This is a genomic window from Natronocalculus amylovorans, from assembly GCF_023638035.1.
In the GTDB taxonomy this organism is placed as follows: domain Archaea; phylum Halobacteriota; class Halobacteria; order Halobacteriales; family Haloferacaceae; genus Natronocalculus; species Natronocalculus amylovorans.
The window spans coordinates 1-26,330 of record NZ_JAKRVX010000011.1 but is presented as its reverse complement, the minus strand read 5'-3'; the positions used below and the strand labels follow the sequence as shown (position 1 = coordinate 26,330).

Sequence of the window (26,330 nt, the reverse complement as noted above, 5' to 3'; positions counted from 1 at the left end):
TCATCGTCGCTCCTCCCCTTTCGTCCACGGTTCAACGCCCTCTTCATATGCTGCACGTGCAATCGCGTGTGCTGCAGTTGGGTTCGTCACGAAAATGAAGAACAGCAAGAGGACCGTCTTTGCTGCAGTTGAATCCCAGCCGATCGTGAGCGCAACCGCTGCAAGCGCAAAACCAGCACCGAGTGTGTCAGCCTGCGATGCAGTGTGTGCACGCGAGAAGACATCTGGGAGTCGAATGACACCCGCTGCGGAGACAAGCGTGAAGAACAGTCCAACCACGATGAACAGCAAGATTGCTGCAATGCGGATGGATTCGATCAAATCACACCACCTCGCTCGACGGTGAATTTCGAGATTGCGATCGCCATTAGAAAGTTCAACAGCGCGTACACAAGTGCGATATCAAGGAACCATGGCTCTGCAAGCGCTGCCCCAAGCAGCGCAAGAATGACTACTGTGTTTGTTCCAAGTACGTTCACCGCAAGCACGCGATCCTGCATAGTTGGGCCTTTGATCGCCCGGTATAGCATGGCGATTGCAAGCAGCACGAAGCCAGCAGCAGCGACCAACATGAGGTCACCAAGCGTATAGCCTGCGACGATCGTTGTTTCAACAAGCGTCATTGTTCATCCTCCGTTGTGTCTGTATGCGCATCGTCTGTTGTCTCTATGTGGCCACCATCGGTCGCAACAGGTTCCTGTAGAACTTCGGTGTCACCACGCTCCCGTGGTGATGGGAACCGTGCGGCTGATCGGCCGTAGAATACGAACCGAACCCATTTTTCTAAATCCCCATCGAACAAGCCATCTCTCGCTGCAGGGAGCAGTGAATGAACATATAAGTCCTGATCGTTTGCTCGAACAGTCACGGTTCCAGGTGTGAGCGTAATGCTATTTGCAAGCGTCATCAGCGGAAGCCCACTTCCGACGTACATTTTTACTTTTGTCATTCGCGGATCGATCGGCATCCGTGGATCGAGAATAACTTTTGCAACGATAAGATTCGACTTGATGATCTCAAAGAGCAAGTATGGTACATAAATTAGTCCACGAGCAAGGCGCTTTGGTGAAGATGCAAGCGTTGGCTCTCGGTAGAACGAAATATTAGAGAGCGTGAGTGCAACGACAAGCGCGGTGATCGCACCGGTCACAATATCGAATACACCTGGTCCGATGAAATTCGTGAACCCACCGAGCAGCTGGTAGAACAGGAACGAGGTTCCGAAGAGCGCGATAAATCGCCCCTTGCTTGTACGTCCTGTAAGTCGATTCCGACGCGTTGGTCGCTCAACTGGTGCCTCATCGACACGCAAGGATGTTCGGGTCAGTTCATACTCAAGCGGTTGGACAAGTGTTGTGTGTCCAACCAACGAGTACTCTGGATCAACAATGACGCGATCGAGTTCATGCTCGGAAGCGTATGTTGCAAGAATCTTGGCGTAATCTGCTGGATCAAAAAGATATGCCTCCCCGCCGAGTGTGGTTGTAGAGACCGAAACAGATGACTTGGCCCCAAACTCGGATTGGTCCTCGTTGGCCCAGAGTGTTATTCGTTCAAGTAGTTTCTGTGCGCCCTTCTTTTCAGCATCAGTGCCCGGGTCTTCGTCCCGCCACGTTGCGAGAAAGACAAAGTGTACCGGAACCGGATCTTCATCAGTTCCGTGTCGAGCAGCTTCCTCGATTGCGTAAGCGACAGTTTTACGAAGTGTTACTGACCGCTTAACAGGAACAAGAAGCCCGGGTGGGGCTACGTCGTCACCCACGACTAGCCCACCCCCTGTGTGATGACACATGTAGACATCATACGGTTATCTCACCCGTAACGAATAGCGGATGACCCAAAACTATTCTTATCTCGATCGACTGGACGGCCGATTAGTTGGCACGGATGTTTTCATTTCTCAAATTATGTGTCGATATTTGCCACAAATGTAACGATTGTACTATTTACTAGCAGTATCCGAATCTGATAGATTGATTGCAAGTGTCGAGGCAATCTGCCCTGCAACCGTCTGTTTTGAGCCAGTTTGCTCAACAATATCATCCGAAGAAACGAGTAACACTCTTGTTTCATGTTCACCCATGACCGACGCATCATTTGCGACAACAAACTGTAATGAGACGCGATCGAGCAACGAACGTGCTTGTTCGATCATTGCATCATCATCGCCTGTTGTTTCGGCTTTGAACCCCACAATTGGAAGGGTTGGCTGCTGTTCTCGGATTGTATCGATGAGCTTTGGCGTTGGCGTCAGTTTGAGCGTCATTGGCTCGCCCGATCGAATCTTTGATCTAGCTGTCTCGACGGTGAAATCAGAGATTGCAGCCGCAGAGATGAGCACGTCAGCATCGGTCGAAGCGGTCTGTGTCGCAATGAGCATTTCCTGACCGCTTTCGACTTGCTTGACTGTCGCATATGGCACGTCCGGTCCGTCGTGGACGAGAGTTACATCCGCACCGCGACAGTAACAAGCTCTCGCAACTTCTCTTCCAGTGGTTCCGGATGCGCGATTGGTAAGCAATCGGATTGGGTCGATCGACTCGCTTGTGGCACCACTTGTAACGACGACGTGCGTGTCCGAAAGCGTCTGTGGTGTCGTTGCACGGGCAACATCGGTGACAATGGCCTCTTCGGTGGCAATTTTGGCTTTCCCCTCTTCGATCCGTGGATCGACGAACGAGACCCCCCACGATTCGACTCGGTCGATCGCATCCAACACACCGGGGTGGTCATACATCGGCTCGTGCATTGCAGGTGCAATCACAACCGGAATATCTGCACCAAGCGCGGTTGTTGCGGTTGTTGTAACCGGTGTATCGTCGATCGCAGCAGCGATCTTTCCAACGCTGTTCGCAGTTGCTGGGGCAATCAAAAAAACATCCGCCCAGCCATCCCGGCCGCACAGTTCAACATGCTCAACACGGCCAGTAATTTCGGTGACAACGTCGTGTTCGGTCGCAAACTCGACCGCCCACGGATGAATAATACTCGTTGCACTGTGGCTCATCACCGCACGGACATTTGCGCCCTGTCTGCGAAGTTCATGTGCAAGTTCGACAACTTTGACAGCGGCGATGCTTCCCGTGACTCCAAGTGCGACGTTAACCCCCGAAAGCATTCATCATAGATGCGGTCGGGCAGCTACATAGTCGTTCGGCTCTTCAATTCGTTGCTACTCTTCGACCTCAGGGACAGTGATCGATTCAAACGTTGATGTCCGATCGCCGCTTGGGGATTCCCAGACGAGACGGACAGTTTCTCCAGGTGCAACATCTTCAAGTGTGACGCTTTCTGTGGCTGATACCGGGAGTTCAAATGAATCGGTGGGTCCATCAGATGCGACAACACGGAGTTCACCTGTATTTGAGTCGGTGAATGTCTGTCCACTGGCGTGAGCGACGGTCACATTATATCCCTCTTCAGTACTATTTTCACTGTACGACATATCAAACGATGCACTCGGTGTCGTTTCAGCCGCAGAGTCCCCGAAGCCGAGGACAAACGTGCCAACGACTGCAGCGAGAATAACAGTGATTGCGATCATGAGAATGGTTCCGATTACAGGTGATACAGCTCGATCGTCATCGCGACTTAAGAATCCGAATCCAAACGTTGGTGTGGGTTTGTCTGATTTCATGGTGTCTCACCACACGTATCCGAGACAGCAACAGACACTCAAACGGACTATCTGTACTGCTGATCGGTTTGTGGGCAAGACAATCATTTTTGTTGATAGTTGTTAGCTACACACCGACTACCGATCGGTGAGGCAGTACCTACTCATCGGTAGGAACCCGCCCAAGCGGATCATCAACTAAGCTTGGATGTGTCCGCTGTCTGTCGGAATGTGGCTCTTCGAAATACTCCTGCATCGCAGCCATCGATGCCCGTTCCCGTGCACGCTTTTCTGTCGCGCTGATCTCTTCACAGCCCGGTGGAACGTCTCGTCCCCGATCGGTGAAGTACCCCTCCGGAGCAACCCAGTCGTTGTAGAATGGTGTTTCTGAATCGTGGATAAGCGTGATCGCGGTCTCTGCACCGTCGCCAGCAGCAATTACGGCTTGGTGATATTTTTCCGTGAGCCTCCCAGCGGCGTAGATGCCATCAACTGTCGATCGGCCCAACGCGTCGGTCTCAATGTACTGTTTGCTTCCTGCATCCCTGATATCCACGGGAAGCGAGGAGAGGTACGAGACGTCACTCCATGAGGAGATAATCACTCGATCGGCATTGAGCTTGCTCGTTGCATGCTCAGTCTCTACCATCGCGGTGAACCCTTCCTTGAGAGAGCCAGTGAGTTCAGTGACTGTTCCGGAAACATGATCGGCTCCGTTTCCAGTCGCTTGTGCCTGCAACATATCTGCAAACAGCCGTGGATTAACCCCGGCCGGGAATCCGGGGAGATTTTCGACATGTGCATTTCGTCGAAGAATTGACTCTCCGTCATTAACAACAATCGTATCTAATCCTGCTCGTGCGGTGAACGTCGCAGCCATAAGCCCGGAGACACCACCGCCAATCACGAGAACATCGTGTGTCCCACCATCGATCAAACTGTTGTCCGCTGAATCGGAAGTAGACATATCTGCAGGCAGGATAAGCGGCTACTTTGCTCTCACGATGTGCAAACGAATGACAAAACAGCGAGTCGAATCAGTCGTCTGATTGAGCAACGGCCGTTTCGCCTGCTTCAGCCTTTGCTCTCTCGCGTTCAAGCGCTTCGAGATACTCGTCAGCGTCGATCGCAGCCTCTGAACCCATCCCTGCGGCCGTCACTGCCTGTTGGTAGTAGAAGTCAACGACATCACCAGCACCGAACAGTCCGGGGACACCCGTTTTTGTTTGTCCAGCACCGCGGCCACCTTCAGTAATCAGGTACCCATCTTCATCAGTCTCGACTGGAAGATCGCTCAGATAGTCTGTATTCGGTGTGTGTCCGATCGCATAGAAGACGGCTCCCACGTCGAACTCAAACTCCTCGGTCTCTGGATCATCAATTTTCGCCGTCGGATGACCGTCCGGGTGGCGAACGAGTGTGACGGATTTCATGCCATCTTCGCGTGAGCCATGGAGTGCTGTCGCCTCCGTGTTCAACAGAAGTTCGATCTCGCCAGCCGCAACTTTCTCCATGGTTCGATCGATCCAGACATCCTCTGCACGGAACTCCTCACGTCGGTGAACAAGGTAGACTGTCGAAGCAAATTTTGTGAGGAAGTTTGCTTCTTCCATTGCAGCATCTCCGCCCCCAATGACCATGATTTTCTCGTCGCGGAAGAATGCCCCGTCACACGTCGCACAGGTCGAGAGCCCATAACCCATCATCTCCTCTTGTCCCGGAATATCAAGCGTTCGGGCTGATGCACCGGAAGCAGTAATGAACGCATCAGCTGTATACACATCCCCGTTTTTGAGTTCAACGTGGAACGTTCGATCGGCACCGTCTCCAGAGACGGTCACGGATTCAATGATACCGTTCTTTGTTTCAGCCCCAAACTTCTTGGCCTGCTGTTTCATGTTGTTGATGAGTTCCGGCCCGGAGATCCCATCAGGGAATCCCGGATAGTTCTCAACATCGGTGGTCAGTGTGAGCTGTCCACCGGGTTCGTCACCTTCGAAGACAAGCGGATCGTTGTTCGATCGGGCAGCATAGATTGCTGCAGAAAGGCCTGAAATCCCCGTTCCAGCAATAATCAAACGCCGGTGTTCAACTGGCGCCTGTGAGTCATCGGTCATACACTACTCTTTGACAGCTGGGTGTTTGTACGTTATGTTGTCGTGCGAATTTGCTGCAGAAACGGACACAACAGAGAGCCAATCGCCGGAACTATGCTTTCGACTCACAGAAACAGTGTATGAAAGAGGGTACAGACGGGACAGCCGATCGATCTGTCCGAGAGACATATGATCATATCGCGGAACACTTCGCGACGACACGAGAGTATCCATGGCCGGAAGTTCGATCGTTCGTCGCTGCAGAGGTCGACCGGCTTGGGGAGCTGGATAATGCGATCGATCTTGGCTGTGGGAACGGGCGACATACGCAGCTTCTCGCAGAAAACGGTGCGTCGGTTGTTGGGGCAGATGTGAGCCATGGCCTCTTGAAAGAGGGTCAAAAGCGTGCGTCAGAACGTGAGTTCATCGCAAGATGGGTTTGCGCAGATGCGTCTCGGCTCCCGCTTCGATCGGATCAGTTCACGACTGGCGTCTATGTGGCGACGATTCATCATCTCCGCCCGCGATCTGCCCGCATTGCCAGCCTGGATGAGCTTGCACGCGTCCTCACCACAGATGGACAGGCGCTTGTCAGCACGTGGAGTACCGAGCACGATCGGTTTGACGAGACAGAGGGATTTGACACACTGGTTGACTGGACGCTTCCCGGTGGACGGACGGTTCCTCGATACTACCATATTTATGACCCAGATGAATTTCAATCAGATCTTGATAAAAGTGCGCTAGACACCGTGAAGATGGAAATTTCAAGCGGGAACTGTTACGCAGTTGTCGAGCCGCAATTGTAATAGTCCTACACTATTGTGCAGGTTCGGCGCACATAAACTGGGAAGTTATACGGTTTGACTGGTAACTATTACTTACATGAGTGAGACGGATGCAGACGGTGACGCTGCTCGATCATATGAGGTCGCAGTTATCGGTGGCGGCCCGGCGGGACTGACAACGGGATTGTATACTACACGGCTAGGCCACGATACAGTTGTAATCGACCGGGGAGGTGGCCGAGCAGCGATGATGCTTGATACGCACAACGTCATTGGAGTGACTGAAGATGTCTCGGGGAACGAGTTTCTAGCAACCGCAACCGAACAGGTCAAAGAGTATGGTGGAGATGTTGTCCGAGATCTTGTCACTACCGTTGAAAAAAGAGACGACGATCGGTTTGTACTCACAACAAACGGTGGTGAGTTCACTGCCGATCGGGTCGTGTTTGCGATTGGTTTCTCCGATGAGCGGCCATCGCCACCGCTTCCACGAACCGGGCGGGGGCTACATTACTGTCTGCACTGTGATGCGTACATGTTCATCGACGAATCCGTGTATGTGATGGGAACCGGAGATAGCGCTGCATATGTGGCAATGATTATGCTCAACTTCACTGATGAAGTTGATCTGTTGACTCGCGGTGAAGACCCAGCATGGAGTGACGAAACGCAAACACTGCTTGACGGACATCCGATTGATGTCATCCATGAAGAGATCACTGGAATGAACAAGCGCGATGATGGATGGCTTGAGAGCTTTGAATTTGAAGATGGCTCGGTCCGAGAGTACAAAGGCGGATTCCCAATGTATGGATCCAACTACAACAACGAGTTGCCAGCGTCGCTCGGCTGTGAACTCACCGACGATGGAACAGTCGTTGTAGATGACCACAGAAAAACAACGGTTGAGGGAGTCTACGCAGTTGGTGATCTGGCTCCCGGCCATAATCAAGTCCCAGTTGCAATGGGGGACGGTGCGAAAGCGGGTCTTGCCATTCACAAAGAGCTTCGTGAGTTCCCGCGATCGCTCTCAGAAATTGAAGCGAACGGCGCGGTCGATGCCAAAGATGTTCCAGCGGTGTCGGCAACACTTCGGGATGCTGCGCAAGCCTTTGGCGATGACGACTAGTTGCGATACGCCCATCCGCTGTATTGACCACAACAATCCATAATATGTCACCTCAGGAGAATTTCAACAGAGCTAATTAGAGATATCTCTGGTAGTAGATAAAACAGATCTCACAAAAGAACTCGATGACTCAGTCGACTTCAGTTCATATTCGAGGGTTATGACTGAATCTACAGAGATACAGCGAGAGTGCCTCGGGGCTTGACCCCGAGGGTGAATCGCGTAAGCTTTATTCCTAGTTCCACCATATTAACGAGTACAGTCGCGACGTGGATTAAAGACCTTAATCCGAAGCAACTGCGCGCAGTTGCGAGGAATGCGACACCTCTCAAAACCCGCGCTTTTGGCGTGGTGAGACGGGTGTTGTCGGGTCGTGGTGGAGCGACCGGCCCTCACGGACACAACGGGTGTTCGGGTGTTAATTCCAACCGACCCATTTCTGGGAGGTCGAGGGGAATTAAATTCGCCTGCGTCCATCCGTCCGTTTCTGGACGGCATGGGCAAAACGGTGAAGCCTCGGGGCTTGTCCCCGAGGTACTTCACAAACAATGCTAATAAATCAGGAACAAACGAGAGAATCGCCGGATTTCAGTGGCTAGAGAAGGGCGAGCGACTTGATTTGCCCTCTCAATCAAAAGAGTAAGGTAATTAATGCTCCGCGGAAAACGTTGTAGTACACACTGACACGAGGACACTGTCCACGGCGGTGTTGTATGCTTGCACCGGTGGTCTAGTGGTAGGACCTGAGCCTTCCAAGCTCATGGCCCGGGTTCAAATCCCGGCCGGTGCATTCTCTTGAAACAAGCCTGCGAGCCATCGCTCTTTTCCCCATTTTGACGGAGCAGAGCAAGGTTCAGATTCTGGGATGCTTTTCGACCGTAATTCCAAGTAGTGGGCGTTCGTACTGTGTGTATGGGATCTGAACAAAACGTTGGTGGAACCGATCGACTACTCCGTGCAGCAGGGGCTGTAGTACTCACACTTGTTGCTGTTCGGTCGATCACTGGTGGTCGAAAACTAATTGGCGTCCTTGCAGCGCTTGGGGCGGTTGGATTAGGCTTCAATGCGACAACCTGTTTTTGTGGCGTAAATCAAGCACTTGGAATTGATACGACCGAATCAGCAGACGAATAGTAACCCATCGCTTATAATTCGATCCGTTCAACGAGCGGGTCTTCCGCCTTTGTGTTGATGGCAATAATCCGAACCTCATCTTCGATGAGCGACCGCTCAAGCTTTGCTTTGAGAAGATTATCTACCTGATAGACACCGGCCGCGTTTACCATCTCAATCTCAACGAGGACTGCAGCATCTGTCCCTGGTTTGAGCGTCACCTGATCGATCGCCTGACTTGAGATTGTGTTAATTCCACGGCCACCGCTCTCATACGGAATTCGCGATCGCCCACGCTCCATATCAAGACCATCTGCAACCCGGATCACCCCCGCTTCTCGTGTGAGCGGTTCTTCTTCTGTATGATGGCACAGAATAGCATGGAGTACCTCTGCCTTTACACGGACGGCTGCTTCAGTCTCATAAAACTGTGGGAGAAACCGATCAAGGAATGACCCCGCAAGCGGAATCGAGTAGTAGGAGTGATCGTCTCGATGGACGATGTGGCCAATGTCGTGTAGTGTTGCAGCAAGGGCGATAATAACAGCCTCATCTTCTTCTTCAAGACCCTGATCTTGTGCGCCATTAAATTCGATACCAGCGGCTTTCAAAAGGTCATAGAGCCGGAGTGCTTGATTGCGTACAATCTCAATATGTTTTGGCCCATGGTCGTTGTATCGTTTTCTGACGACTGCATTCACATTCTGTGCATCCAGTAGCGTTCGGACCTCTGGATCGGACGTCAGTTCAGGGAGGATTTCGTTGAGTCGATCGTCCGGAAATGCGTGTTGTGCATCAGGATCGTATCTACGAGAGTATTCAGCAGTGTCAGTCATCCGACTGTGATTCGAGGCGGTGAGTAAAAACAGTTGCCCGCCTACTGCTCGGCGATAAGCGTCGCGACTGCGGATTCAACAGCATCATACTCGGGTTGTTGCCCCGGATTATCTGCAATCCACTCGTATACAACCCTTCCAGTCTCATCGAGCACAAAAACCGCACGCTGGGCAACCGGTTGGAGCCCAATATGATCAAATGAAGTCGTGACTCCATACTGTTCGATAATCGTCCCATTTGTATCACTAATCAATGGAAACCCAAGTTCGAACTGCGTCCGAAATTCCGCAAGTGCATAGGGGAGATCTGTGCTGATTCCGTATATTGTTGCAGAGAGCTCGTTGAATGTTGAGAGTCCATCTCTGAACGTACAGAGCTCTGCCGTGCAGACGCTTGAAAATGCTGCCGGAAAGAACGCGAGTACGATCGGGCCATCGCCAAGCGCATCAGACAGCGTCATCGTTGACAGTCCATCTGTATCTGCGATCGGCGCCGTAAAGGTCGGTGCTTGTTGATTAACCAAACTCACAATCAACTGTTGGACTGAACCGATTTGTACGTATGGTTCCACCCAGTTACTGACGCGTACTGGCGACACGGACCAAATTTCACTACATTCTGTCGCATATTGCTGGCAAATATGCTGTCAATCACGGATCTCTCTGGGTCGTATGGTCGCCGAAGCCCATCAAAGGCAAAAAGACTATAATTACGACTGGGTTATCCACGAGTAGAAATGGCAACTATGATTCCATTGTTCGGCGGCCTGCCGGTTGGTCCCGAACTGCTCATCATCCTGCTCGTACTGGTGCTCCTGTTTGGTGCAAACAAAATTCCAAAGCTTGCGCGATCGACCGGTCAAGCGATGGGTGAGTTCAAAAAAGGCCGTGAAGAGGTTGAAGAAGAGCTCAAAGAGATGTCCGAGAGCAAAAAGAAATCCAGCGACTCCGATACAGAGACCGCAGCGGCGGACTCGACAGTTGAAGACGAGCCAGTTGTTGAAGAAGCAGAAGCAGAAGCAGACGCTGAAACCGAGACCGCTGAAGCGGCTGAAAAGTCTAACTGATCACCGTTGGCCGTCGGTTTTTGCGGATTTATCTTGCTCGTGAGTGCCGACTACTGATGAAATCCAAATGCTGCGGGCGTGTGGCCTAGCGGATAGGGCGAGCGGTTCCTAACCACTCGATCACGGGTTCAAATCCCGTCACGCCCGTTTTCATACGGTCAGAATCGACTCGTCGAAACGGCGCAGGCTCGAATTAGGGAGGGGCGAACGAGGTGGGTTGCTGAAGTTCAAAACCCGTTGGGCCGGGTTATGATCAAACTGCCTGTCTGACTGTCCAAACCTGTTGGTTGCGTGTCCAGTTAAAATCCGCTCAGAACTGCGATTATATAATATAAATACGTCATTCAAATTATTTTTAAATGTTCTCAGAATATTTTTCCGCCTTTGTAACGATATTATTCATATGTCTCTTACGACAATATTGGCGATCGGTATTTTTGCATCTATCTTTGTCGGATTTAATATTGGAGGCTCCTCAACTGCTGTTGCGTGGGGGCCAGCAGTTGGGGCAGGAGTCATCTCGAAGACGGCCGCAGCGGTGGCGATGACATTTTTTGTATTTCTTGGTGGTTGGACTGTTGGACGAAACGTGATTGACACGCTTTCCGGTGAGATTATTACGACCCCAATCTCGCTTGAAGCGGGTGTTGCGGTACTATTTTTCATTGGTATGGGCATTCTTGTCGCAAATCTCTTCGGCGTCCCCGTACCAACGTCAATGACCACAGTTGGTGCAATTGCTGGCCTTGGGCTCGCAACTGGAACACTCAATTTTGAGACAATGGGACGGATCGTCATGTGGTGGGTTGTGACGCCCGTAATCGGATTCTGGGTTGGTGGAATTATTGGTCGCTATTTCTATCCTGAACTTAATCGTCGGTTTGCTATTAGATCGTCTGATGGTCCACTGCTTGTACTCGATCGAACTCGAACGATCCCAACGCCAGTGCGTGGGCCAAACACAACTTCAAAAGAGATGGGAACAACAGTTGTGGTATTGATTATTGGTTGTTATATGGCGTTCAGCGCAGGGGCAAGCAATGTCCCGAACGCCGCTGCCCCGCTTGTTAGCAGTGGTGCAATTGAGCCGAATACGGCGATTATTATTGCCACGCTTGCGATCGGATTGGGTGGATTTACCATCGCTCGACGAACGATGGACTCTGTTGGAACCGAACTAAGCGATATTCCACTGCTTGCAGCGCTCATCGTGATGCTCACTGCCGCCACAATCACAACAGCGCTCTCCTACATTGGAATCCCAATCAGTCTTGTGATGGCAATGGTGATGACAATTGTCGGCCTTGGATGGGGTCGTGCAACACGCCCGATCAAAGCGAGTGACGTAGTGACTGGGGATGTGGATGCAGAAATTGTTCCCGGGGCGATCGGTGCAGAGGCAGGGGCGCCTGTACGAAAGATTGGTGAAGAAGAGCCAAAAGAAGTGGTAGGCTCAGGTGAATTGGTTAATCCAAAAGCAGTTGCAAAATACGTCTCAATGTGGATTATTGGGCCATCTGTCTCGCTTGGACTCTCATACGCCTTCTTTACTGTACTTGAGATCGGTTTCTGATCGGAGCCACACCACACTCATCGAACAACAGTTACCGGAATTGGCGATCGACGAAAGACCTGCTCAGCGACGTTTCCGACAAACAGGCGTTCTGCAAGCGTCCCACCATGTGAGCCAATAATCACAGTGTCGTAGTTTGTGGCGTGGTTGATGATTGCTCTGGCAGGGTGACCGACCAGTACTTTTGTGTCGATTGTTGTGTCGTATTCTGCAGCGATCGCTTCCGCGGTTTCGATTACCGTTTTCGCCCGATCGCGTGCAGCCTGTTCAATGTCATCTTCGAGCGCAAGTGAAACTGCTTGCCCCCACATCGAAGAGGGTTCCCCAACGACGTGTAGGACGGTTATTTTCGCATCTTGATGTACTGAAAGTGCATATCTGAGGGCCTTCTCACTCATATCAGAGTGATCCATGGCGACCAACACACGGGAGCTCATGGTAGTACCTTGATCGGGAAGTGTATAATTAAGATTTTCAAGGAAACAGATGTATGACCGTCAAATCAGCAGCCCGGGGCTTTTATACTTCATATCATAGAATTTGAGACGGACGATCACGGTACTAATGTCGAGATTGGAGCCGATCGCAATCGACCACCCGAGGGCCAATAAGAGACAGGTCTGCTCACTGTGGCTTCTTTTGTACTATTGACATCCTCCCCGCCCTGAAGGGCGAGGTTTACCCTTGAAACGTCCATACTACGCCTCATCGCCGGTTATCTACTCGTATGGCTCAAAGGTAGCCATATTGCCGTAACAACGGGGAGAAAGAAGTGCCTAGAACGCAAGTAGCCACTTAGTAACCAAGAGGCCCCACCCCCCTCTACGATATGAAACTCACAGAATATGATATATTACTTATCGTGAATGATTCTCGGCTCAATCAAAACTCATGTACTACCAGTGTACTGTTCAGATGACCAAAACATATCAAATATGATAACTTACCCGGAACCCTTTAAACGAAAAGGAGCAAGATATTCCTATGGCAACTGACGACACCAGTAACGTTGAGGATGTCGCCGCTGTGGTGTCGTCTACTGAGAAGGATCAGCAAGCAGTTTCCGTCGGAGAGTTTACGTGGGAAGACTATTTTAAAACGATCGGAGAGACTGAGTCTGCCCAGCGGGTGAGCCAAATCCGATCGGGAGGGTCAAAACCGCCGTTTACTCGATCACAGTGGGAGCAACTTGGGAAGACCAAATCTATCCAATCAACGCTTGGGTTTCACCCTGCGGAGATAACCGATGTTGCGACCACCGCAGCGGAGGCTGCCTGTGGTCTTGAACGATATTTCAAACAGTTCTGCGATCCAGATACAACACCAGTACGCCGTGGCGAGTGGCTGTGGGAACATTATAAGCGAGCATACTACTACGAAGCGGACGGCACTCGACCGCGGAGAGATGATGGGATGGTGCTCCCATTCAGTGAGCGAGAAGCGCTTGGAATTGGGCTTGTTACCGGTCAGGAAGCGGTTGATGATGCAGCACCACGGATCGTCGGCTTAGACGACTATTTTGAGGAATTCTGTAACCCACACACGACACCAGTCGTGAAGGATATCTGGATGTGGGAGCATTACAAACGGCTCTACTACTACAATGCGGATGGAAGCCGTCCACGAGATGAGGGTGGCGAGATTATTCGGTTTGAACAAAAGGAAGCGCTTGGATTTGATCCGAACAATCTCGAAGCGATGCTTTCGCTCGGAGCGTCACGAGCCGAAGAGCTCTCTGAAGTAGTGGATGAGCGCACGGTCAATATACAGGATGATATTGATGAGGATACGTTCTTTTCAGATGAAAACGGGATCACAACTGTCGCAAACAGATATGATCTCGAAAAGGCAGTCCCCATGGCGAAGAAACTGCATTTCAAAGAGATCGAACGCTACTGGGTGAACAAACCATATGCGTTCATTATTATTTTTCACTCACAGAAAGAGAACGAGAAAAAATACTACGTTATTGAGCCGTACCAAAACTCGATCGAGCGTGACGTAACCCAGTATCTAACAGAGAAGCTTAGAACGGCGATCAAGTACCGCGAGCAGGGGACAGCAGCAAGCGATGACCAACATCGCCTTGGGGTCATCACTGATGAGGCATACCGCTTGCTGGAGCGATACAGTTTGTATAGCCAAACGCCGAGTGAGCCGATGGGCAATCAACTCGAAACGGGATGGCAAAAGCTCTTGTCGCTGATGAAACAACTTGCTGCTCGGTTCGATCGGGAACCGGCATTTGCGGAGTTTGAACCGAAGCTCGCACTCAATACACGGCCAGACACGCCCATTGGAAAGGCACTACGAAAGATCGGGTACAGAGATGCTGTCGAAGATGATGGACAGCTAGATGGCATCGCTGCTCGCCCGGAGCCTGCTGTGCTTGCGGAGAATTCGGAGACACTAACCGAGTACCAAGTTGAAAAGCTGCTGTACATTCTCAAACGCGACTTTATTGGGTACGAGCGAATTGACCCGATCAAACACGACATCAATGTTGAGGACATCTCCTGTGATGGGTACAACTCACCCGTCTTTGTCTATCACTCGGAATACGAGCAGCTTATTTCGAATATTACCCACGGAGAAAAACGGCTGGACGACTTCGTTGTCAAGCTCGCACAGCGATCGGGGAAGGGGATCTCAAAACGTCGGCCACAGGTGGATGCAACGCTCCCGGATGGCTCCCGTGCACAGCTTACGCTTGGTCGTGAAGTCTCGGATCACGGGACAAACTATACCATCAGGCAGTTCAAGGAAGTCCCGTTCACACCGATCGACCTCATCAATTGGCACACGTTCTCGCTGGAGGAGATGGCGTATCTGTGGCTTTGCATCGAGAACAACAAAAGCCTCATTTTCGCCGGTGGGACTGCATCCGGGAAAACAACAAGTCTGAACGCAGTCTCACTGTTCATTCCATCGAATTCAAAGATCGTCTCGATCGAAGATACCAGAGAGGTCGAACTCCCACAGCGAAACTGGATTGCCTCAGTGACTCGGCCATCCTTTTCTGACGATGACAAAGGCGATGTTGATGAGTTCGACCTGCTTGAGGCAGCGCTCCGACAGCGACCGGATTACATCGTGATGGGTGAGATCCGCGGTGAAGAGGGTCGAACGCTCTTTCAGGTCATGTCCACGGGACACACCACATACACCACATTCCACGCGGACACGGTTGGCGAGGTCTTAAAACGGTTTACGACTGAGCCGATCAACGTTTCGAAAACGATGTTTACCGCGTTAGACCTGGTCTCAATCCAGACCTCGACGCGGGTGCAGGGCAAAAAGGTACGACGGAACAAGTCGATCACCGAAATCAATCACTATGATGCGGAAAATGACGAAATCAACGTACAAGATGTGTTCCAATGGCAGGCGGAAACGGATGAGTTCCTCCGGCTTGGCACATCAAACACCTTAGAGAGCATCAAATTCGATCGCGGGTGGACTCACGAGGAATTAAAAAGCGAGCAGTTCCAGCGTGAAGTGGTACTTGCATATCTGATCGATCGCGGTCTCAACACCTACACACAGGTTGCAGCGACGATTCAGGCATTTATGAATGACCCTGATACAATTTTGGCACTCATGGCAAACGATGAGCTGGAGGCAAGTCTAGAGGACCTCCGGGAGATGGAGTCTGTTCTCATTGATATTGACCCGGATACAGAGGCGTTAGTGCCACGGCCAGACCCTGGGACGCTCCAATCTGAGACGGCAACACGGATACTGAAGAAAGCCGAAGAGTCACTCTTCCCGTCGTACCGTGGAACGGTTACCGAATCCGTTGCAAGCGCACTCAAAGGGCTAGCGGTAGCAGAAGAGATCACTGTTACACCAAAAGAGGTTGATGAGCAAGGAGCCACTGGTGACGAGACGGCTACGGATACAGAGCCCGATCCCGACGCTGATATGGATATGAAGCCCGATTCCGAAGCCGACAGAGACGAAGTAGCATCGGATGATGCAGGCGTTTTTGATGAATATCTTGCTGCTGATGAAGCTGAAGCCAACGCTGAAGATTCGAATGTGGATGAGCGCCAGAGTGAGGATGAGCGCGGCTCAACAGATGCAGACGATCGAACGGAGGGCTAATCGTGTCTGAACAGTTCGACAGGCCTGGATCGAACCCTGATAGTGATATTCTCTCAGACCTGTTCTATCCGCTCTTTCGCGTTGTATTTAATCCAGATGGCGATTTTGTCGCAGACATTGACCGCAAACTCACTGAAGCACGGATGGGTGATCCGGTTGAGCTATACATGTCCCGATCGCTTGCACTTGGGGTTATTGCAGGCGGTATCCTCTGGGTCCTCGGGACTGTACTTGGGTATGGACTCTTCTGGGCAGGGGTTGTCAATCCTGCCTCATTGAGCCTCGGAATCCCGGTTTCGTCACCGGAGATCCGAACCCTGCTTCGCTCGCTTGCAATGCCGGCGTTTATTGGGATTACCGGAATTGTGTTTGGATCGATCGGGTTTGCGGCTGGATTCGGGTCACTGCTTGCGATTCCGTACTCTCGGGCGGACACCCGGAAACGAGAGATCAATATGTTGCTTCCGGATGCAATCGCGTTCATGTATGCGCTCTCTGTTGGTGGCCTCAATCAACTAGAGATTCTCGAAGCAATGGCCGAAGCAGATGATACCTACGGGGAGGTGTCTCGTGAGTTCCAGAGCATTGTCCGAGAGACGGAGTATTTTGGGACGGATTATCGGAACGCAATCCGTCAGCAGGCGCTTGAAACTCCAAGCAGCGATCTGTCGCAGTTTCTCACGGATATGCTCTCGATCGTCAACTCCGGTGGCGATATGGAGTCGTTTCTTGATGATAAGAAAGACGCGCATATGCGAACAGCAAAACAGCAACAAGAGCTGACGCTTGAAACCTTAGAGCTGTTCGGCGAGATGTATATGACGCTCTCGCTGTTCCCGCTTCTGTTGGTCATCATCCTCGTGATCATGGGGATGATGGGCGATGCGGACGTAACGTTGCTGTATGCAACGATCTATGCGCTTATTCCGTTGGTTGGGGTCGGATTTTTGGTGCTTATTTCGACGGTGAAGCAGGATGAGCCTGGAAACGGCTATCTTGGTGCTGAAGGGGCCAGCGAACGACTACAAGACGTCTCGAAAGAAGGGTTGCTTCACCTTGGGTTGGTTGAGCGGTTTGTTGGTGACAAACAGATTTTCGATCGAATTAAATCACGTGAAGGGACGTACAAAACAACGGAGATACTCAAAGCGCCACACATCTTCTTCCGTGACAACCCGCTGTTTACGCTTGCACTGACCGTCCCAGCAACGATGGTGTTATTGTTGATTGCAATTGTTGGTGGGAGAGCGCCGATTGCCTACAGCGAATGGATTGAGCAACCAATCTGGAGCACACTAATCTGGGTCTACCTGCCGATCTACTTCATATTCACACCGCTCGCAATCTTCCATGAATGGAATGTGCGATCGCGCCATGCTGTAACTGGAAAACTCTCTGATACACTCAGAAAGCTTTCCAGTGCGAACGATACCGGACAAACGCTTGTTGAGTCGATCTATACGGTTGCGGATACCTCATCTGGAAAGTTGGCAGATGAGTTCGAGATTATGTACGCAAAAGTAAACTATGGAATGAGTATCCGGGATGCACTTGTTGAGTTTAACAACAAATACCATATCCCACGGCTTGCACGGACAGTGAAACTCATCACCGAAGCACAGGAGGCGTCCAGCCAGATTACAGATGTACTCTCAACAGCAGCACAAGCAAGCGAAAACCAAGATGATATTGAACGAGAGCGGATTTCCCGGACCCGGATGCAGGTAACGATTATTATTATGACATATTTAACATTGCTTGCGGTGATGGCAATTTTGCAAACGCAGTTTATTGAGGCAATGACCGGAATTGCGGGAGAAGGCTCACAAGCGGAATTGGAAGGCGTAGGCGGTGGTCCTGACTTTGGTGGTGGATTTGATCCAGCACTGTTGTCACTGCTGTTTTTCCACGCGGTCACTATCCAAGCGGTACTGGCTGGGTTGATCTGTGGGTACATTCGAAATGCAGACATCGTTGCCGGTGTCAAATTTGTTGTCGTCCTCTCGACGATTGCACTTGGTACGTGGGTGGTGATTGGATGATAGATGAACAGCGTGGGCAGACAACGCTTGATTTTGCGATCGGTGCAAGCGTGTTTTTGCTTGCAGTTGCATTTGTCGTTGCGTTTATTCCGTCAATGTTTGAGCCATTCAGAGGTGGTGATGGGGCACTGTTTATTGTCGCCGATCGAACAGCGGGCTACCTTGTGGAAGATGCACTGGTATATGCTGTATCTGAGCCTGCAGTGTTGGATGCAGGGTGTACGATTGCCTTCTTTAGTCAGTCTTCAGGAGATGATTGTCGGTTTGAGATGGATGGCGAGATTGGAGCGGTTGTTGGTGTGCATGGAAGCCAACCGGTCGATCGATCGGTGAATATCACCGTACATGAACTCTCGACAGGTCCAGCAACACCGATCGAGACCGAAGATGGAGAACCACTAACTGGAGGGGACCCGGATCCACCATCCGATGCAGTCGTCTCCTCACGGGTAGTCACAATTGGAGACACATCACGTATCGCTTCAGAGAGTGCGGAGTTCAGACTGACTGTGAGGGTATGGTAATGAGTAGATGGACACCAGCCGATCGTGATCGTGAACGTAACCGGACTACTGATCGTGGCCAAGCACACACGCTTGAAGCGTTTGTCGCTGCACTCCTTCTTGTGAGTGCAGTATTGTTTGCACTGCAGGCGACTGCAGTGACACCACTGTCTGCAAGTACCTCAAATCAACACATTGAGAACCAGCAACGGGCAGAGGCGAACGATGTATTAGCGATCGCTGCGGAGCGCGGTGATCTAGAAGCGGCAGTTCTCTGCTGGGATGAATCCCAAGGGGGATTCAATGGGTCATCACTGCCAACGGGTGCCTACAGTGATGGAATCGAACAGGGCACTGCTGGGTGTGGGTCATTTGGTGCGATGCTTGAAGAGACATTTGGCGATCGACAGATCGCATACTCGGTCCATATCATCTACCAAAACAGCACCGCACAGACAAAACGGCAGCCTCTCATTAGCATGGGTGACCCAAGCGACAGTGCCGTCGCTGCAAGCCGAACAGTCCCACTGTTTGCGAACGATCGTGTATTGGCAGGTGAGCAAACACGTCTTGATGAGACGAGCCTGTATCAAGAAGACCGGCCTGACCAGATGTCGTACCCCACACAGGTGACAGTAGAGGTGGTTGTATGGCGAATGTAAGAACCCTACGCAAGCAGTCGTCTGACGGTGACGAAAACGTAGACCGTGGCCAGCTCATTCTCGTCACAGGGTTTGCCATTGCAGTCGTCCTCCTTGCGCTCGTGCTATTATTAAATACCGCAATTTATACCGAAAATATTGCAACACGATCGACAGCGGATGATACGCGAGAAGCAGTTGAAATACACGCGACCGTGGAGTCCACAGTTGCATCTTACATTGAGCGGAAAAATGAGGCGATTGCAGAGGATAATAGCGCTCATTCGCGAGCGGATGCGGAATCGGACTTCGTCTCGTTGCGTGACCCTCATGAAGAGCGATCGCTTCGCCAAGGACAGTCGCTCTCTATTGAATATCTCTCTCAGACAAATGGGACAAAAGTCACCAGTGTAGATGAGGGACAGCTAACCGCTAGTACAGATCCGGTTGAGATTGTCAATGCCACTAGCGAAACACGGTCATTTCAACTCAGGCTGACTGATCTTCCAAGTGAGAGCGAACAGACACGGGTTTTGATAGAAGATACTGAGACAGCTTCAATCTCGGAGATCAACCTCTATCAGAATGGAGCGGGAGAGTTTGTTGTTGAATCCGATGATGAAGTGTGTACAACCAGCGCTTCAGAGCCAGTGCTCGACATTTCAGCGGGGGTGTTTAGCGGTGAGGAGTGTACCGTCCAGTGGCCCGCTGTTGGCACACATTCGATTTCGATCGTGAACGGATCGGCAACGACTGGTGAGCTATCTTTTGTAACACACGAGTCCGGAGATACGAACACAACAGACGATCGAATATCGACATTTGACGCAATTTATTCAATTAACACTTCGGTCACATACGTTACTGACCAGCTTGAATACGCGACAGAGATACGGGTTGCCCCAGGTGAGCCAGATGTATAACGGCGGGACAGATCGAGCAGTGTCTGTCAACATTGGATATACAATTAATATTGTAATTATGACCGTGATTTTCATTGGACTGATCTCTGCTGCTGGAAGCGTTATTCAGAGCGAACGACAGAGCGTTTCGGCGACGGAGATGGACGTTGCAGGCAACCAACTTGCAGCAGAAGTGATGAGTGTCGATCGCCTTGCACGAGCTGGTGGCGATGAGACTGTTGTTCAAAAACAAGTCAGGCTCCCTGAGCGGATCAGTGACGAACAGTATCGAATTTCGATTACAGAGAATACGATCGAGCTCTCTCCACGGAACGACCCGTTGTCTGTGGTGGTTCCATATCGAAGCGAGCTACCGCTGGTAAATGCTGACGGGGAGACGGAGTTTGAACTCCCCGGTGGTGAACTCCAACTCCGGCTCACGACTGATGCGACAGTGGAGGTTCGATCAGTATGATTGCTGGTGAGAGACGGTCCCTGAGCACTGATGATCGTGGTGTCACAGAATTAGTGAGCTATGTGCTGATTTTCTCGCTTGTCATTGCAACGATTGGCACTGTCACTGTGCTGGGAATGAGTACCCTCATGGACAGACAGCAGGCAGAGCAACTCAATAATGTGGAGCGATCCTTTGACGTATTAGCGGATAACCTGCGAGATATCCAGCGGCATGGCGATCGGAGTCGGTCCACCGAGATGCGTGTGCTAGACGGTGAACTTCGGATCGGCGACCCAGTATCGATAACGGTTGGAACGTTCACTGAATCGGATGGAGAGTTTGATGCATTCACAGCGAATAACCGGACAATCACGACGCGCACAGTTGTGTATCAGGTTGACGATCGAAAAGTGGTGTACGAAGCAGGGTTAGTTTATCAAGAGAGCACTGATTCGTCATGGGTCGTGCGGGAACCACCGATCGTTAGCACAGATGACGCAGTCACAATACCGTTACTGCAAATGGTTCGGGGAGGTGGTGAACAACGAATCACCGAAAGCAGTAGTGCACGAGTGGTCGCGAGTACCACGTCGCTATCAAGAACGACAACACTCGAATCAGACGAACCGATCGCCATTCGCATTGAGTCATCACACGTAGGGGTCTGGAATGAGACGCTGACATCGCACGGATTTGAGACGGAGCGGAAGTCAGATGAAGTTCTCATTGTGACGATTGAAGAAACAAGCGTGACAACGGTTCGAAAAACAACACGGGTGTGGCTTGAACCATAGCACGATAATAATTATAATTCAATCCGGGCTGTTCAGCACTGCCAGTTGAAAATCGAAACCGATCAAAGTTCGATACGGACCGTGTTTTCGCTCGGATGAAGATACGTAATTGTGTTTGGGTTTACTCCCAAATCAATGACAAAGTCATCACTCTGATCTGCTGGTGCGCGGAGGTTCCATTGAGCGGACTGTCCTGGATTAAATTCATTTGCTGCGACACCACCAATAAACTCGGTATTACCTCCACCCTGTCCAAATGCGACGGTTCCGTCCGTTGCGATGAGATAGGCATGTATTGTTCCCAGCGTTCCGCTTGTATCAGTGAATGCATCACCGCCAACAAAAAAGACGTTTCTCTGTGACTCTGGGCTCTCGTTATCGGTGGTAATATCTTGATTGCCGCCTTGTAACGACCCGTTAACGTAGTAGCGGACGCCATTTTCGCTGTTACCAGTCACCGTGATCGGTGAGTCAATAGTAAGATCGCCATCAACTACAATTGTTACATTTCCATCATCTGTGTTGATTGTCACCTCATCTGAGATCGTAAAGTCATCATCCGCATAGTAGACTCCGGCCTCAAGCCCCTCAGAGAGGTCCGCTTCTGTGAGGTCGATCGTGTCTTCGTTGTTACGTGCACTCTCAATCTGTGAGGATACTATCGGCTCCATTGATGGAAGTGCAGTCTGATCAAATCCATCAACGTTGTCTCTCCAGTCGTTTCCTTGTCCAGAATCACCGTCAATTTCGGCATCGAACGGAAGTAACAACCCAGTTTCACTTTTGAATGAGAGTTCTTGTGGATACTGTAGATCAACCGTTGTTGTCTGATTTTCGTGGTCAATACTCACACTTCCACCCGATCGCGTTTGGAAGAAGTTGTACCATCCCTGATAGTAGTCGCTCTGAACGGTGATCACAACGGTACCGTTATCGATCGGATTCGACGGCGCATTTGGATTCGTGATTCGATCGGCAGACACTTTCTCGACAGAGCCACCAACACGGCCACTCGTTGAGCCCTCACCAGTGACACGGACAATCGGGAATGTCAGTGTTGTCTGTCGGTAGTGATACTCCGGTGGGGAGACCATCGATCCAACACCATTTTCAAGTTTCCAAACGCCACCACCCTGCATTGCAAGCTCCCTCTCTCCATCGCGGTAGACAACTGCACCAAGAGACTCATCGTAGAATCGGGTGCGTTCATCCAGTGTGGCATTTGCGATCGACGTTGCATTTTCATCGTAGTACATCTGGATCGACCCTTGTGACTCGTCAACATGGACGCTCCCATCCCGCATTGAGCCGAGGTCGAACGATCGCGATTCGTGACTGCCAAGTGCAACAAGACTTGCTTGTGAGGAGAGTTTTGACATTGCATTCTCCACACTTGCATACTCCGCATCCGCGGTTGCACTCGAGTACGCAACCGACCCAACAGCAACGGTTGCACCGATCACAGCCATTGTCAATCCAATAAGGAGAACAAATCCAAGCACCTCTGACTGTCCACGTGACGTCGAGTCTTCGGTCGACGACGGGCGGTGCTTGAAGATCATGATAGACAGAACGTCACGATTACTAATAAATAAGCGGTCGTGAATATCGACAGTGATAGACTACCTGACTCAAGGAGAGAGTCCCGCCGTTTACAGTAGTTGCCGAATCAGATTCTCGCCGAAGCAAGCCACGACAGAATTTGCTCCGAAATCGAACCGACTGTGGCTCTTCTCCCAGCAGTAGATACTCGAAGGGAGTGAGGGAGCGCCGCGTCGAAATCGGCGGTTTCTTCGGTTGGATTTTTCCACCAACAAGGATGTTTGCGAGCACCCACAGATTGTACAGCGCAACAGCGAACAGAAAGTAGAATAACCGAACCAAGAACGTCCTCAACGACGTTCTCGGGAGAAAGTCACCGATCTACCGATATGAGGTTTCGATGCCCCAGCGGCGGCGGAACGCCGCCGCCGCGTACGCTTTCGCTGTTGAACTATCTACATCCAAGCTCGTGACAAACCACACGTGTTCGTCATCGTTCGAACGGTGAGGAACCGCGAAAACCGTCACATCAACTGTCGCTGTTGGCGGACGGTTTCGCTGCATCGTATAGTCATCGACGACCGTCTCAGCACCGGCGCTGAGACGGCCTTTCATCCCACTACTCGCACGTGCACGAACGATGTAATCAACCCCCAGCTGTTCCAGCTCTGAGACAACGTGAACTTGATAGAACCCACGATCAAGGTAGACCTGTCGAATCGAAACGTACTCACGTGCGGTTTCTATGAGGGATCGAACGGCTTCGCACTTAGCGCGAAAGCCGTTCGCATCCATCGGGAAAACATCAAGTGTAAAGCGAGTGCGTGGAGCGACTGGCGTGTACCGCTGAAGAATACGGCATATCGGTGGAGGTACGGTCTGAAGCGTGGACGAGTCAGGAGTGTCCGAACTGCGGCTCGACGGAGGACACGACACGTCACCGCGACACGCTGACGTGTCCGTGTGGATTCGAGGGGCACGCCGACCTCACAGCGTTAGAGACGTTCCTTCGACGTCACCAGAACTCGACGAGTTCTGGTTGGCGAACGAGACGTTTCGCGTCTCGTCAACGGCAGACGACGGTAACACGGTCGATGGCACGGCCTGTATGTCTCAAGTGGGACGACCATTCATGGTCAGAGTCACCACGCTCAGTTCCCAACGAGGAGCATACGAACCCGCAAGTTGCCTCCGTGGGTCGGTAAGCGATACCCCCAGCGTGAGGAAACCTCGCCGTTCACGGCGAGGAGGATGTCATTGGTATTTGTCGATCGTATGTTTGGAAAACCGGATCGGTCGGCGAGCGTCACCTGCAGATGTTTTAAATCTAATCTCACCCTCTACGGTCCCCGAAAACGATTTTGCGTCGTGAATTGGTTGGACAAACGTTTCCGTAAAGAGCTGTTGCGGCGGAAGTTCGACCTCAGATTCAAGCAGCTGTTTTGGCCACTCTAGTTCGGGAAGTGTGAGCTCAATCGCATAAATATACACTGAACCATGTGTTGGATTACGTGCTTGAAGGCTCACGTGTAGTTCAGTCGTTGGTTTGCTAAATTCTCCCGGATGTCTCTCTTGTCGTATTCGCGTGACGATCGTCCCTGTCGGGTCTGACGTGACCTGAAACTGGCCAATTCGGGGGAGCACAGTCGTACGAAGTATGTAATAGGATACGACAGCGAAAAGAAACCCAAGAATCGCAAGAAGTGAGACAATAGTGTCGATGAAAAGCAAAATACCGTTACCACCGAGAGACAGCATACTCGTATCTACACGTCTGGTGATAAAAATAACCTGTATGCAATGCTGAAATGTTCAACGTACAAAGCTACGTGTATAATCGAGCTGTCTCAGCCTTGAAATCCGGTTAAGGACCAATTACCGCCTGTATTTCCATCACCATCAACCAACTCTGGAGCACTGACAAGCACAAATGTGCTCTCTTGGTCGCTATTTCGGATCTGTCGATCAGAGGTTGGGTCAATCCACAATGCATCACCTTGTTTCATTTTCACCGGGTCATCATCGACGACGACCGTTGCGCGCCCATCAATGAGGATGTAGATCTCTTCGTGGCCGTTTTCGGTATGATCGTGGCGCTGACCGATCCAGCCGGGTTCACACTTTGCAATTGTCACACCAACCTGTTCGGAGTCGAGTGGCTCGCGGAGAAAATGCATCGCCCCGGAAACGCGATCGACTTCTTCGTAGTTTACCTTCCGGTATGTCATATATGAACTCCTTCGAGGGACCTAATGAACCTTTTGCCGACTCTCTATTGGCGGGAGTCAATTTCGCAGGTACACCGCACAGAATGTCAACTGGACTTCTTCAGCGGCATCAAACAGGCGTGGGAGGACTCACAGATCGTCATCGGTTGCCTTCTGTCCACGCGGAGCACCTATACGCACCCAAGGAGTGATCCGTACCTCTTTTCGAGGATGTCAACCGATCGGTTGTCCACAGTTTTACGGAAGTGCAAGGAGAATGCCCCGAGGTTGTTCGGAAACCTTTGGTTTCCGTGATCACGAGAATCACAGATTCTCGAAAGACTTGACCTCGGGGATGAATCCGACAAACTGTGAAACAAACCATTAAATTGATACAATTCTAACCAGTAGACAGCGATGGAATACAGTCACCGCTACCACGCTTATCCGACACAAGCAGTAGCGGATCGACTAGAATACCATATTGACGTTCATCGCCAAGCGTACAACTACACCCGATACGAGTACGAAAACGTCGACGCCGACAATATCGGGTCAGCGTACAAACACCACTACCGACTCCCCGGTTGGAAAGACCAGTTCCCAGTCTTCTCCAAGGTCAATTCGAAGGCTCTGCAACGAACCGTCACGCGGTTCTATCAGAACCTCTCGAACCTCTCCGAGAAGAAACAGAACGGGCACAAGGTTGGGAAGTTGAAGTGGAAGTCTCCGACCGAGTACCAGAGTATGACTTACTCGCAGTCCGGCTTCGAACTCAAAAACACGAGTGGCCGACGTGCAACGTTAGAACTCTCCAAAGTCGGAGACATACGGATTCACTACCACCGCCCGATTCCTGACCACGCGGACATCAAAGAAGTCACGATAAAGAAAGAGACGACCGGCGAATGGTTCGT

27 protein-coding genes, 2 tRNA genes and 1 pseudogene are annotated in these 26,330 nt (G+C 51.1%); 16 read left to right on the top strand and 14 right to left on the bottom strand.

The features are described 5' to 3' along the window. The 7 genes from mnhG to AArcSt2_RS15865 all read right to left on the bottom strand — a co-directional run bounded on the left by mnhG (position 1) and on the right by AArcSt2_RS15865 (position 5,733). The gene (mnhG, locus tag AArcSt2_RS15895) at positions 1-321 is read right to left on the bottom strand and encodes a monovalent cation/H(+) antiporter subunit G (protein ID WP_174653447.1); all 321 of its coding nucleotides are present in this window, start codon (positions 319-321) and stop codon (positions 1-3) included. Next, positions 318-623 (bottom strand): cation:proton antiporter, encoded by a 306-nt coding sequence (locus AArcSt2_RS15890; protein ID WP_174653446.1) that lies wholly within the window; start codon positions 621-623, stop codon positions 318-320. Before AArcSt2_RS15890 ends, mnhG begins: the two co-directional genes overlap by 4 nt. After that, positions 620-1,762 carry a monovalent cation/H+ antiporter subunit E gene (locus AArcSt2_RS15885; RefSeq protein ID WP_250586116.1) on the bottom strand — a complete coding sequence of 381 codons (1,143 nt, stop codon included), beginning with the start codon at positions 1,760-1,762 and terminating at the stop codon, positions 620-622. Before AArcSt2_RS15885 ends, AArcSt2_RS15890 begins: the two co-directional genes overlap by 4 nt. A 180-nt stretch (positions 1,763-1,942) precedes the next feature. After that, positions 1,943-3,118 (bottom strand): bifunctional phosphopantothenoylcysteine decarboxylase/phosphopantothenate--cysteine ligase CoaBC, encoded by a 1,176-nt coding sequence (gene coaBC, locus AArcSt2_RS15880; protein ID WP_174653444.1) that lies wholly within the window; start codon positions 3,116-3,118, stop codon positions 1,943-1,945. Positions 3,119-3,172: 54 nt separating this feature from the next. Beyond that, complete coding sequence (locus tag AArcSt2_RS15875) at positions 3,173-3,637, bottom strand: type IV pilin domain-containing protein (protein ID WP_250586114.1); 465 nt, start codon at positions 3,635-3,637, stop codon at positions 3,173-3,175. A gap of 139 nt (positions 3,638-3,776) precedes the next feature. Continuing rightward, a complete protein-coding gene (locus AArcSt2_RS15870) occupies positions 3,777-4,583 on the bottom strand; it encodes an FAD-dependent oxidoreductase (protein WP_250586112.1) in 807 nt (268 codons plus the stop codon). Between the two features lie 70 nt (positions 4,584-4,653). Next, on the bottom strand, positions 4,654-5,733 hold the full coding sequence (locus AArcSt2_RS15865; protein ID WP_250586110.1) for an NAD(P)/FAD-dependent oxidoreductase: 1,080 nt from the start codon (positions 5,731-5,733) through the stop codon (positions 4,654-4,656). A gap of 119 nt (positions 5,734-5,852) precedes the next feature. Between AArcSt2_RS15865 and AArcSt2_RS15860 the strand changes: the two genes are divergently transcribed. The 4 genes from AArcSt2_RS15860 to AArcSt2_RS15845 all read left to right on the top strand — a co-directional run bounded on the left by AArcSt2_RS15860 (position 5,853) and on the right by AArcSt2_RS15845 (position 8,763). Beyond that, positions 5,853-6,521 (top strand): class I SAM-dependent methyltransferase, encoded by a 669-nt coding sequence (locus AArcSt2_RS15860; RefSeq protein WP_250586108.1) that lies wholly within the window; start codon positions 5,853-5,855, stop codon positions 6,519-6,521. A 76-nt stretch (positions 6,522-6,597) separates the two neighbouring features. Then, complete coding sequence (locus tag AArcSt2_RS15855) at positions 6,598-7,629, top strand: NAD(P)/FAD-dependent oxidoreductase (protein ID WP_250586106.1); 1,032 nt, start codon at positions 6,598-6,600, stop codon at positions 7,627-7,629. 719 nt (positions 7,630-8,348) lie between these two features. Continuing rightward, a tRNA-Gly gene (locus tag AArcSt2_RS15850) sits at positions 8,349-8,419 on the top strand. A gap of 122 nt (positions 8,420-8,541) precedes the next feature. Further along, positions 8,542-8,763, top strand: coding sequence for a YgaP family membrane protein (locus tag AArcSt2_RS15845; RefSeq protein ID WP_250586104.1), 222 nt, complete (start codon positions 8,542-8,544; stop codon positions 8,761-8,763). 11 nt (positions 8,764-8,774) lie between these two features. On the opposite strand, the gene AArcSt2_RS15840 is transcribed toward AArcSt2_RS15845, so the two are convergent. After that, positions 8,775-9,578, bottom strand: a complete 804-nt coding sequence (locus tag AArcSt2_RS15840) for an HD domain-containing protein (protein WP_250586102.1) — start codon at positions 9,576-9,578, stop codon at positions 8,775-8,777. Positions 9,579-9,619: 41 nt separating this feature from the next. Next, positions 9,620-10,108 carry a redoxin domain-containing protein gene (locus AArcSt2_RS15835; RefSeq protein WP_425493680.1) on the bottom strand — a complete coding sequence of 163 codons (489 nt, stop codon included), beginning with the start codon at positions 10,106-10,108 and terminating at the stop codon, positions 9,620-9,622. A 207-nt stretch (positions 10,109-10,315) separates the two neighbouring features. Between AArcSt2_RS15835 and AArcSt2_RS15830 the strand changes: the two genes are divergently transcribed. The 3 genes from AArcSt2_RS15830 (at position 10,316) to AArcSt2_RS15820 (ending at position 12,218) form a co-directional block, all read left to right on the top strand. Next, positions 10,316-10,645 carry a Sec-independent protein translocase subunit TatA/TatB gene (locus AArcSt2_RS15830; RefSeq protein ID WP_174653435.1) on the top strand — a complete coding sequence of 110 codons (330 nt, stop codon included), beginning with the start codon at positions 10,316-10,318 and terminating at the stop codon, positions 10,643-10,645. Between the two features lie 74 nt (positions 10,646-10,719). Next, positions 10,720-10,792 (top strand) — tRNA-Arg (locus tag AArcSt2_RS15825). Positions 10,793-11,048: 256 nt separating this feature from the next. After that, the gene (locus AArcSt2_RS15820) at positions 11,049-12,218 is read left to right on the top strand and encodes an inorganic phosphate transporter (RefSeq protein ID WP_250586100.1); all 1,170 of its coding nucleotides are present in this window, start codon (positions 11,049-11,051) and stop codon (positions 12,216-12,218) included. A 17-nt stretch (positions 12,219-12,235) separates the two neighbouring features. Here AArcSt2_RS15820 and AArcSt2_RS15815 read toward each other — a convergent pair whose 3' ends face one another. Further along, a complete protein-coding gene (locus tag AArcSt2_RS15815) occupies positions 12,236-12,655 on the bottom strand; it encodes a universal stress protein (RefSeq protein ID WP_174653433.1) in 420 nt (139 codons plus the stop codon). A gap of 547 nt (positions 12,656-13,202) precedes the next feature. Between AArcSt2_RS15815 and AArcSt2_RS15810 the strand changes: the two genes are divergently transcribed. From AArcSt2_RS15810 to AArcSt2_RS15780, 7 genes are read left to right on the top strand one after another with little or no spacing between them, the layout of a single operon-like run. Continuing rightward, on the top strand, positions 13,203-16,325 hold the full coding sequence (locus tag AArcSt2_RS15810) for a type II/IV secretion system ATPase subunit (RefSeq protein WP_250586098.1): 3,123 nt from the start codon (positions 13,203-13,205) through the stop codon (positions 16,323-16,325). A gap of 2 nt (positions 16,326-16,327) precedes the next feature. After that, positions 16,328-18,367, top strand: a complete 2,040-nt coding sequence (locus AArcSt2_RS15805; RefSeq protein WP_250586095.1) for a type II secretion system F family protein — start codon at positions 16,328-16,330, stop codon at positions 18,365-18,367. Continuing rightward, positions 18,364-18,891 (top strand): DUF7287 family protein, encoded by a 528-nt coding sequence (locus AArcSt2_RS15800; RefSeq protein ID WP_250586093.1) that lies wholly within the window; start codon positions 18,364-18,366, stop codon positions 18,889-18,891. Before AArcSt2_RS15805 ends, AArcSt2_RS15800 begins: the two co-directional genes overlap by 4 nt. Continuing rightward, positions 18,891-19,532 carry a DUF7288 family protein gene (locus tag AArcSt2_RS15795; RefSeq protein ID WP_250586091.1) on the top strand — a complete coding sequence of 214 codons (642 nt, stop codon included), beginning with the start codon at positions 18,891-18,893 and terminating at the stop codon, positions 19,530-19,532. The genes AArcSt2_RS15800 and AArcSt2_RS15795 overlap by 1 nt, the downstream gene beginning before the upstream one ends. Continuing rightward, positions 19,520-20,434: a DUF7261 family protein gene (locus AArcSt2_RS15790; RefSeq protein ID WP_250586089.1), complete on the top strand. Its 915-nt coding sequence runs from the start codon at positions 19,520-19,522 to the stop codon at positions 20,432-20,434. The genes AArcSt2_RS15795 and AArcSt2_RS15790 overlap by 13 nt, the downstream gene beginning before the upstream one ends. After that, complete coding sequence (locus AArcSt2_RS15785) at positions 20,427-20,888, top strand: DUF7266 family protein (RefSeq protein WP_250586087.1); 462 nt, start codon at positions 20,427-20,429, stop codon at positions 20,886-20,888. The genes AArcSt2_RS15790 and AArcSt2_RS15785 overlap by 8 nt, the downstream gene beginning before the upstream one ends. Further along, positions 20,885-21,664, top strand: a complete 780-nt coding sequence (locus AArcSt2_RS15780) for a DUF7289 family protein (RefSeq protein ID WP_250586085.1) — start codon at positions 20,885-20,887, stop codon at positions 21,662-21,664. The genes AArcSt2_RS15785 and AArcSt2_RS15780 overlap by 4 nt, the downstream gene beginning before the upstream one ends. Positions 21,665-21,726: 62 nt before the next feature. On the opposite strand, the gene AArcSt2_RS15775 is transcribed toward AArcSt2_RS15780, so the two are convergent. Next, on the bottom strand, positions 21,727-23,226 hold the full coding sequence (locus AArcSt2_RS15775) for a DUF7289 family protein (RefSeq protein WP_250586083.1): 1,500 nt from the start codon (positions 23,224-23,226) through the stop codon (positions 21,727-21,729). Between the two features lie 361 nt (positions 23,227-23,587). After that, positions 23,588-24,001 (bottom strand): transposase, encoded by a 414-nt coding sequence (locus tag AArcSt2_RS15770; RefSeq protein WP_250586081.1) that lies wholly within the window; start codon positions 23,999-24,001, stop codon positions 23,588-23,590. 29 nt (positions 24,002-24,030) lie between these two features. Between AArcSt2_RS15770 and AArcSt2_RS15765 the strand changes: the two are divergent. Next, a pseudogene (locus tag AArcSt2_RS15765) lies at positions 24,031-24,411 on the top strand (transposase); the annotation flags it as partial. Between the two features lie 49 nt (positions 24,412-24,460). Here AArcSt2_RS15765 and AArcSt2_RS15760 read toward each other — a convergent pair. Together AArcSt2_RS15760 and AArcSt2_RS15755 are read right to left on the bottom strand one after the other, a co-directional pair. Continuing rightward, a complete protein-coding gene (locus AArcSt2_RS15760) occupies positions 24,461-24,964 on the bottom strand; it encodes a hypothetical protein (RefSeq protein ID WP_250586079.1) in 504 nt (167 codons plus the stop codon). An 89-nt stretch (positions 24,965-25,053) separates the two neighbouring features. Continuing rightward, positions 25,054-25,434, bottom strand: coding sequence for a cupin domain-containing protein (locus AArcSt2_RS15755; protein WP_174653424.1), 381 nt, complete (start codon positions 25,432-25,434; stop codon positions 25,054-25,056). 396 nt (positions 25,435-25,830) lie between these two features. On the opposite strand from AArcSt2_RS15755, the gene AArcSt2_RS15750 reads away from it, so the two are divergent. Next, positions 25,831-26,330: RNA-guided endonuclease InsQ/TnpB family protein (locus AArcSt2_RS15750; protein ID WP_425493679.1), on the top strand; the 500-nt coding region annotated here is incomplete at its 3' end.

Coding starts and splice junctions, on each gene's coding strand:
- AArcSt2_RS15865 (WP_250586110.1), bottom strand. CDS start 5,733: ATGACCGATGACTCACAGGCGCCAGTTGAACACCGGCGTTTGATTATT.
- AArcSt2_RS15830 (WP_174653435.1), top strand. CDS start 10,316: ATGGCAACTATGATTCCATTGTTCGGCGGCCTGCCGGTTGGTCCCGAA.
- AArcSt2_RS15845 (WP_250586104.1), top strand. CDS start 8,542: ATGGGATCTGAACAAAACGTTGGTGGAACCGATCGACTACTCCGTGCA.
- coaBC (WP_174653444.1), bottom strand. CDS start 3,118: ATGCTTTCGGGGGTTAACGTCGCACTTGGAGTCACGGGAAGCATCGCC.
- AArcSt2_RS15855 (WP_250586106.1), top strand. CDS start 6,598: ATGAGTGAGACGGATGCAGACGGTGACGCTGCTCGATCATATGAGGTC.
- AArcSt2_RS15810 (WP_250586098.1), top strand. CDS start 13,203: ATGGCAACTGACGACACCAGTAACGTTGAGGATGTCGCCGCTGTGGTG.
- AArcSt2_RS15780 (WP_250586085.1), top strand. CDS start 20,885: ATGATTGCTGGTGAGAGACGGTCCCTGAGCACTGATGATCGTGGTGTC.
- AArcSt2_RS15815 (WP_174653433.1), bottom strand. CDS start 12,655: ATGAGCTCCCGTGTGTTGGTCGCCATGGATCACTCTGATATGAGTGAG.
- AArcSt2_RS15800 (WP_250586093.1), top strand. CDS start 18,364: ATGATAGATGAACAGCGTGGGCAGACAACGCTTGATTTTGCGATCGGT.
- AArcSt2_RS15795 (WP_250586091.1), top strand. CDS start 18,891: ATGAGTAGATGGACACCAGCCGATCGTGATCGTGAACGTAACCGGACT.
- AArcSt2_RS15820 (WP_250586100.1), top strand. CDS start 11,049: ATGTCTCTTACGACAATATTGGCGATCGGTATTTTTGCATCTATCTTT.
- AArcSt2_RS15860 (WP_250586108.1), top strand. CDS start 5,853: ATGAAAGAGGGTACAGACGGGACAGCCGATCGATCTGTCCGAGAGACA.
- AArcSt2_RS15785 (WP_250586087.1), top strand. CDS start 20,427: ATGTATAACGGCGGGACAGATCGAGCAGTGTCTGTCAACATTGGATAT.
- AArcSt2_RS15870 (WP_250586112.1), bottom strand. CDS start 4,583: ATGTCTACTTCCGATTCAGCGGACAACAGTTTGATCGATGGTGGGACA.
- AArcSt2_RS15755 (WP_174653424.1), bottom strand. CDS start 25,434: ATGACATACCGGAAGGTAAACTACGAAGAAGTCGATCGCGTTTCCGGG.
- AArcSt2_RS15760 (WP_250586079.1), bottom strand. CDS start 24,964: ATGCTGTCTCTCGGTGGTAACGGTATTTTGCTTTTCATCGACACTATT.
- AArcSt2_RS15775 (WP_250586083.1), bottom strand. CDS start 23,226: ATGATCTTCAAGCACCGCCCGTCGTCGACCGAAGACTCGACGTCACGT.
- AArcSt2_RS15890 (WP_174653446.1), bottom strand. CDS start 623: ATGACGCTTGTTGAAACAACGATCGTCGCAGGCTATACGCTTGGTGAC.
- AArcSt2_RS15770 (WP_250586081.1), bottom strand. CDS start 24,001: ATGGATGCGAACGGCTTTCGCGCTAAGTGCGAAGCCGTTCGATCCCTC.
- AArcSt2_RS15840 (WP_250586102.1), bottom strand. CDS start 9,578: ATGACTGACACTGCTGAATACTCTCGTAGATACGATCCTGATGCACAA.
- AArcSt2_RS15875 (WP_250586114.1), bottom strand. CDS start 3,637: ATGAAATCAGACAAACCCACACCAACGTTTGGATTCGGATTCTTAAGT.
- AArcSt2_RS15790 (WP_250586089.1), top strand. CDS start 19,520: ATGGCGAATGTAAGAACCCTACGCAAGCAGTCGTCTGACGGTGACGAA.